At 70.9% G+C, this 6648-nt stretch carries 8 protein-coding genes; 2 read left to right on the top strand and 6 right to left on the bottom strand.

Going from position 1 to position 6648, the window contains the following annotated elements; translation table 11 throughout:
* Positions 1-88: 88 nt before the first annotated feature.
* From DJ81_RS01065 to DJ81_RS01050, 4 genes are all read right to left on the bottom strand, one after another.
* Positions 89-502, bottom strand: coding sequence for a hypothetical protein (locus tag DJ81_RS01065; RefSeq protein WP_094526843.1), 414 nt, complete (start codon positions 500-502; stop codon positions 89-91).
* Positions 503-504: 2 nt separating this feature from the next.
* On the bottom strand, positions 505-1197 hold the full coding sequence (locus DJ81_RS01060) for a hypothetical protein (RefSeq protein WP_094526849.1): 693 nt from the start codon (positions 1195-1197) through the stop codon (positions 505-507).
* A gap of 97 nt (positions 1198-1294) precedes the next feature.
* Entirely contained in the window at positions 1295-1849 is a 555-nt protein-coding gene (locus DJ81_RS01055; protein WP_094525580.1) for a thioredoxin family protein, read from the bottom strand.
* Positions 1850-1928: 79 nt separating this feature from the next.
* Positions 1929-2216, bottom strand: a complete 288-nt coding sequence (locus tag DJ81_RS01050) for a hypothetical protein (protein WP_094525578.1) — start codon at positions 2214-2216, stop codon at positions 1929-1931.
* 203 nt (positions 2217-2419) lie between these two features.
* Between DJ81_RS01050 and DJ81_RS01045 the strand changes: the two genes are divergently transcribed.
* Both DJ81_RS01045 and DJ81_RS01040 read left to right on the top strand, forming a co-directional pair.
* Positions 2420-2605, top strand: a complete 186-nt coding sequence (locus DJ81_RS01045; RefSeq protein ID WP_094525576.1) for a hypothetical protein — start codon at positions 2420-2422, stop codon at positions 2603-2605.
* A 50-nt stretch (positions 2606-2655) separates the two neighbouring features.
* Positions 2656-5220: a PAS domain S-box protein gene (locus tag DJ81_RS01040; protein WP_094588028.1), complete on the top strand. Its 2565-nt coding sequence runs from the start codon at positions 2656-2658 to the stop codon at positions 5218-5220.
* Between the two features lie 79 nt (positions 5221-5299).
* Here the strand turns inward: DJ81_RS01040 and DJ81_RS01035 are convergent, their stop codons facing one another.
* Together DJ81_RS01035 and DJ81_RS01030 are read right to left on the bottom strand one after the other, a co-directional pair.
* On the bottom strand, positions 5300-5698 hold the full coding sequence (locus DJ81_RS01035) for an OsmC family protein (RefSeq protein ID WP_094525572.1): 399 nt from the start codon (positions 5696-5698) through the stop codon (positions 5300-5302).
* Between the two features lie 123 nt (positions 5699-5821).
* Positions 5822-6406: an MFS transporter gene (locus tag DJ81_RS01030; RefSeq protein WP_394338284.1), complete on the bottom strand. Its 585-nt coding sequence runs from the start codon at positions 6404-6406 to the stop codon at positions 5822-5824.
* Positions 6407-6648: the final 242 nt, after the last annotated feature.

Raw genomic sequence — 6648 nt, 5'->3', positions numbered from 1 at the left:
ATCCTTATCTGAACACCGTCCGCCGAACTCGCTCGGCGTCGTTCGGACGCGGTCTCGACCGGCTCGCCCCGGGGGCGCTCGACGCGGCTCACTCCGGAATCGACTCCTCGGGCGGGGCCGCGTCCAGCAGGGCGAGTTCCATCCCGTCGCCCGAGCGGTCGAACGCGGCGACGCTCTCCTCGTCGTACGGCGGAACGGCGACGAGCACGACCGCGGCGAGGTCGTCCGTCTTCGACACGCCGAGGAACCCGCCCGGGTGCGAGAGGAACCGCCCCCCGCCGTGACCCGCCGGGGTGCCGAGGTCGACGCCGAACACCGCGTTCACCGACCCGCCGACGTCCGGCGTGAAATGCGTCACCACCGGCGTCTCGGGGTCGAGACCGGTGTCGGCGTCGAAGTCGCCCGCGCGCGTGGCCGAGAGCCGGAGGTTCGTCTCGTTCGGGTCGCGCTCCGCGGCGCGTTCGAGCAGCACCGTCAGCAGGTCGCGGGTGACGTGGATCACGGTCAGATCCCGATCGCGGACCGGAGCGTCTTGGCGTAGAGCCCCGGCGCTTTCCCCCGCGAGTTCGAGAGCGCGTCCTCGATCGCGATTGCCGCGCGGTCGAGCACGCCCACGCCATGCCCGACCAGCACGCGGTCGGGATCGCGGCCCGAGAGCGCCGTCGTCGGCGGCGTCAGCCGGAGCATCGGGTGGACCCCGATCCGCTCGCGGTCCCCGCGGAAGTACGACGAGGTGCCGAGCGACTCCGGGACGATCAGGGTCTCGCCGTCGAAGAACCCGACCTCCTGCCACGGCGGCAGCGAGGAGTCGCGGATCCGGAACGCCTCGAAGCCGGTGTCGGCCAGCCGATCGCCGAACCGCTCGACCGGCGCGTCGAGTTCGTTCGCGACGCCGGTCATCCACTCGGGGACCCACACCGAGACGCCGTGACGGGTCGCGATCGCGGCGCTGTCGCGCTTGTGTCGGTCGAGCCCGACCACGACGCCAGCGACCGTGCCGAGTTCGGCCAGCAGGTCGTCGAGCCCGGGGGCGTCGACGGGGTCGAACACCCAGACGTCGTTGCTCTCGCTTTCCTCGTTCGGCACCGCGACCGCGTGGCTCGCGCGCTCCATCGTCTCCTCGGGATACGCGATCCACCCCACGCCGCCGTCGAACCGGTCGATCTCGTGGAGGTCCGCCTCGCCGTCGCCTTTCATTCCCATACGAACGCATTCGGCCCCGACCCCTTTCAACCCGTCTCCGGCGGCACGCCGTCCGCGCCCATCGGGCGGGGCGGCCCGAGGTCGCCGTCGTCTACGGCCACTTGATCGAACAGCCCCGGGAGGGGCGGTCGGGGATCTCGACCGCCTCGCCCGCGAGCACCGACTCCACCGCGTCTCTGACGTAGTACTCGGTCGGCTCGTCGTCCGGGTTGAGCGCGTCGTCGAGCCGGCCGTGGTACCGGAGCCGCCACGCGTCGTCCTCGCGGCCGAACAGGAACGGATCGGGCGTACAGACCGCCCCGTACGCCTCGGCGACCTCGCCGGTCTCGTCGCGGAGGTACGCGTCGTAGGCGATCGTCCCGTCGGCGACGCGCTCGCGCATCGCCTCGAACGAGTCCTCCGGGTACTCGTCGGCGTCGTTGGGGTTGATCCCGACGACGGCCAGGTCGTCGTACTCGGCCGCGAGGTCGTTGAGGAGGTCGAACTTCGCCTGCGCGTACGGGCAGTGGTTGCAGGTGAAGACGACGAGGAGCGCGTCCGCGTCGAACGAGTCGAGCTGGTGGGTTTCCCCGTCGACGCCGGGCAGTTCGAAGTCGGGGGCCGCGTCGCCGCGGTCGAGCGCCGAGTCGGACTCCTTCATCACCATGTGCGTCGATACCGCCGGCGGAAGTAAAACCGTTCCGCGGTCACCGACGGGCGACCGACTACGGGCGGTCACCGACCGATCACCGCCGTGCGAACGCCGTCGCGATCGCGTGCGCCGCGCCGATCGCGGTCAGCCAAGCGATCGCGAACGCGACCACGGCGGCGGCGATGGGCGTCCAGTTCGGGAGCGCGACCGCGCCGGGCCGGAGCGGGTCCGCCCCCACAGCCGGCGCGACCGCCGCGACCAGTCCCGCGGTCGCCGCGAGGACCGCTACCGACGCACCGAGGGCGCCGACGACGCCGACGACCCCGCCCGCGGCGGGTCGCGGGCCGGGCGCGCCCGACTCGGCACGTCGTCGCGGGCGCATCACCGAGCCGCCCCCGCCGCGTTCCGGACGTTCATCTCCGTCTTCCGGGCACGGGTCGCGCCGGCGCGCTCTCACTGTTCCCCGCGGTCGCCGATCGCTCGCTGGCACGCGAGCGCTGGCCTCGGATCCCCTCTTAAACCTCCGGTCCGACCGCTGGCTGCCGCCGACTCAGGGCTTTTGAACGGAGCCGGCGTAGACGGCCCATGGCCACCCGCGAGCCGAACTACCGAACGCTCCGGCTGCTGTGCGCGAACGCCGTCGGCATGGCCGGGTTCCTGCTCGCGTACGCGCTGGGTCGGGAGTTCGCGCTCGCGCTCGTCGCGGGGCTCCTCCTCGCCGCCATCGGCTACGTCGCGTCGAGCGCGGTCGTCGAGTACGCGGGGGGGTGACGGACCGAATACGGAACGGTTAACATGTCGGATGAGGAGTACACTTACGAATGACGGGAGAGGACGCAGGCGGACCGGCCGGGATCGCGGCCTCGGGTGCCTCCTCGCCCCCAATCCGCGTTCTCTTCGTCGACGACGAGCCGGGGTTCGCGGACACCGCCGCGTCGCTCGTCGAGGCGCGCGACGACCGCTTCGACGTGACGCCCGAGACCGACCCGACCGAGGCGCTGGACGCGATCGAGTCGGGCGCGTTCGACTGCGTCGTCAGCGACTACGAGATGCCCGGAATCGACGGCGTCGAGCTCCTCGGGAGCGTCCGCGAGCGGCGCGGCGACCTCCCGTTCGTGCTGTTCACGGGTCAGGGGTCAGAGCGGGTAGCGAGCGAGGCCGTCGCCGCCGGCGTCGACGCGTACCTCCCGAAGAACGGCGTCGACGATCCGTACGCGACGCTCGCGTCGCGGATCGCTGACGCGGTGTCGGAGGCGCGAACCGACCGGCGGCTCGCGGAACACCTCGACCGGATGACGGACGCCTTCTGCGGGATCGACGGGGAGTGGCGGCTCACGTACCTCAACGAGCGAGCCAGGGAGATGCTCAAGCGCGACGCCGCCGACCTCCTTGGTGACCCGATCTGGGAGCGGTTCCCCGACGCCCGCGGGACGGTCCTCGAAGCGGAGCTCAGGACGGCGATGGAGGAGGGGGAGCCCCGCGACTTCGAGTACCGCTTCGACGCGGTCGGGGCCGACCTCGCCGTCAACGTCTACCCGTCGGACACCGGGCTCTCCGTCTACTTCCGCGACGTGACCGAGGAGAAGGAACGGGAGCGCGAGCTCCGCCAGCTCTCCGAGCGGCTCCGGCTCGCGATCGAGGGGGCCGACGTCGGCGTCTGGGACTGGGACCTCCGCAGCGACGAGGTCCGGTTCGACGAGCGGTGGGCCGCGATGTTGGGGTACGATCGCTCCGAGATCGCCCTCGAGCTCTCGGAGTGGGAGGACCGCGTGCATCCGGACGACGTCGGCGGGGCGTGGTCGGCGCTGGAGGCGCACTTCGCCGGAGAGACCGAGCAGTACCAGTGCGACCACCGGATGCGGTCGAAGTCCGGCGAGTGGCGGTGGATCCGTGACCGCGGCCGCGTCGTCGAGCGCGACGAGGACGGCGACCCGGTCCGGGCGGTGGGGATCCACATGGACGTGACCGAGGAGAAGGAGCGCGAGCGAGACCTCGAACGCTACCGCCGGCTCGTCGACGAGCTCCCCGACGCCGTCGCGGTGTACGACGCCGACGCCCGCTTCGAGCTGGCGAACGACCGGATCGCCCAGGTGTACGAGGCGTCGCGCGAGGAGCTCGTCGGCGGGCCGAGCCGACTGATCGACCGCATCCGGGAAAGCCGCGACGGCGACCCCTTCGCGGCCCTCGTCGCCGGCGACCGCGAGACCCTGTCGGGCACCGTCGAGGTGGACTTCCCCGGGCTGCCGGAGTCGATCGTCGACTTCGGCCTGCGCCGCCTCGTCATCGACGGCGAGTTCGACGGCGTGCTCGGGATCGCCCGCGACGTGACGGACCGGCGTCGCCGACAGCGTCGCCTCGAACGCACCTCGGCGCGGCTTGAGGCGCTCTACGACGGCTCGCCCGACATGGTCGACATCCACGACGAGACGGGCGAGATCGTCGACGTGAACCGAGTGATGGCGGCGGAGCTCGGCTACGACCCCGACGAGCTGGCCGGGATGAAGGTGTGGGACGTCGACCGGGAGATGGACCCGGACGACGCCGTCGAGATGTGGGAGGATATCGAGATGGACGAGACGATTCGCTTGGAGACGACGTTCGCGCGGGCGGACGGCACGACGTTCCCCGTCGAGGTCCACGTCCGTCGGATCGACGTTCACGGCGAGGACCGGTTCCTCGCCAGCAGCCGCGATATCTCGGAGCGGAAAGCGTACGAGGACCGGATCGAGCGCGAGAACGAGCGGCTCGACGAGTTCGCCTCGATCGTCTCGCACGACCTCCGGAACCCCCTCAACGTGCTCTCCGGCTATCTCCGACTCGCCAGGGAGACGGGGAACGACTCCTACTTCGACCGCTGCGACCGGGCGCTCGACGAGATGGAACGGCTGATCGAGGACGTCCTCACGCTCGCCAGACAGGGCGACGCGGTGGGGCCGGTCGAACGCGTCGCCCTCGGCGAGGTAGCGGATCGGTACGGCGCAGACGCGTTCGGATCGGTCGAGGGCGACGGCCCCGGAGGCGGCGACGAGACCGGCGACGCCGCCCTCGAGGTCGACTTCGAGGCCGAGCGCGAGGTGCTCGCCGACCGCAGCCGTCTGAAGCGACTCTTTGAGAACCTCTTCCGGAACGCGGCCGAGCACGGCGGCGGCCGGGTGATCGTCGGCGACCTCGAGGACGGCTTCTACGCCGCCGACGACGGGCCGGGGATCCCCGAGGAGCGCCGCGACGAGGTGTTCGACAGCGGCTACACCACCTCCGACACCGGCACCGGCTTCGGGCTCGCCATCGTCGAGCGCATCGCCGAGGCCCACGGCTGGGAGGTGACGCTGACCGAGAGCGAGTCGGGCGGCGCGCGCTTCGAGTTCCGCGGCGTCGACCGGCCGTAGGCGTCCGGCGATCCAGGCCCGCGGCCGGCGCTCGGCGCGGATGCGTCGTATTAAAAAACGCGGTCGGCGGTCCCGGTCTTCAGAAGGCGCCGGGGTAGACGCTCACGTCGGCGTGAAGCCCCTCGCGCAGGGCGCTGTGGACGTGACAGATCCCCTCGGCGCGCTCGGCGATGTCCGACGCGGTCTCGTCGTCGAGGTCGGCCTCCACGTGGACGTCGAAGGCGACGGCCGCCAGGTCGTCGTCGTCGTCGAGGTCGGCGCTCGCGTCGATCTGGATCTTCCCGAGGTCCTCCTCGCCGCGCTGGCTCCCGCCGACGCGGAAGGCGGGGAGGTAACAGGAGGCGTACGTCGCGACGAGCGCGGCGTTCGGATTCGGCCCCGTCTCGTCGGTCGCGTCGATCTGTAGGTCGAAGTCGCCGACCTGACTCGTGCAGGCGTACCCTTCCTCGGAGACGGTGGACGTCTCGATGTCAGACATGGTCACCCGTGGGTTCGTTCCCGGCCCGCTAAAGGCTACCGACACGTGACGGGCCGGCCAGTGGAAACGCGCGCGAGCGACAGGTCGCGAGGAAGGGAATCGCCTCGCGGGAGGGGTCCGCGGTCAGTCGTCCGGCCGTTCGTCGGCGCCGGCTCCGGTGGCCGCCCGGAGATCGGCTTCGATGCCCTCCAGCGTTCGGCCGCTCGTCTCCGGGACCGTCCGGTAGGTGAAGACGAGCGCGACGACGCTGCAGCCGCCGAACAGCCAGAACGTCGCGGGCGTGCCGATCCCGTCGAGCAGCACGGGGAACGAGAGCGCGACCGCGAGGTTCGCGAGCCAGTTGACGACGGTGACGATCCCCATCGCGCTCCCCCGCACGGCGAGCGGATAGATCTCGGAGATCAGGAGCCAGAACACCGGTCCGAGCCCGATCGCGAAGAAAGCGACGAACGCCACGAGCGTCAGGGTGGCCAACCAGCCGAGCCCGCCGGTCGGGTCCGCGAACTGGAACACCGCGCCGGCCACGCCGAGGGTCCCGACCATGCCGCCGATACCGACGAGCAGCAGGGGCCGGCGACCGACGCGGTCGATGAGGAGGATCGCGACGACCGTCATCACCACGTTCACGGTCCCGATGGCCACCGACGCGAGGATGGACTGCGAACTCCCGAACGCGGTCGACTCCAAGATCGTCGGGGCGTAGTACATCACCGCGTTAATACCGTTGACATCCTCCCCGCGCTAAAGCGCGAGGATTCCCCGAAGGGGATATTCAGGTTGCGCGTTTCCTCGGGCCTCAAGTACGCTTTCGCGTGGACCGTCAACGGTCGCCACCGAGTTGTGACCAACGGTGTGCTTTTCAGCGCGTGTAGCCCTGTCAATGGGGCCTTCCTCCCCGCAATCTGCGGGCGTCGAAGACGGCCGGCTATCCAACCAGCGAGGTAGTACGG

The organism is Halorubrum sp. Hd13 (genome assembly GCF_002252755.1).
Classification (GTDB): Archaea; Halobacteriota; Halobacteria; order Halobacteriales; family Haloferacaceae; genus Halorubrum.
The sequence above is the reverse complement of the archived record's forward strand: the minus strand, read 5'-3'. Positions and strand labels throughout refer to the sequence as shown.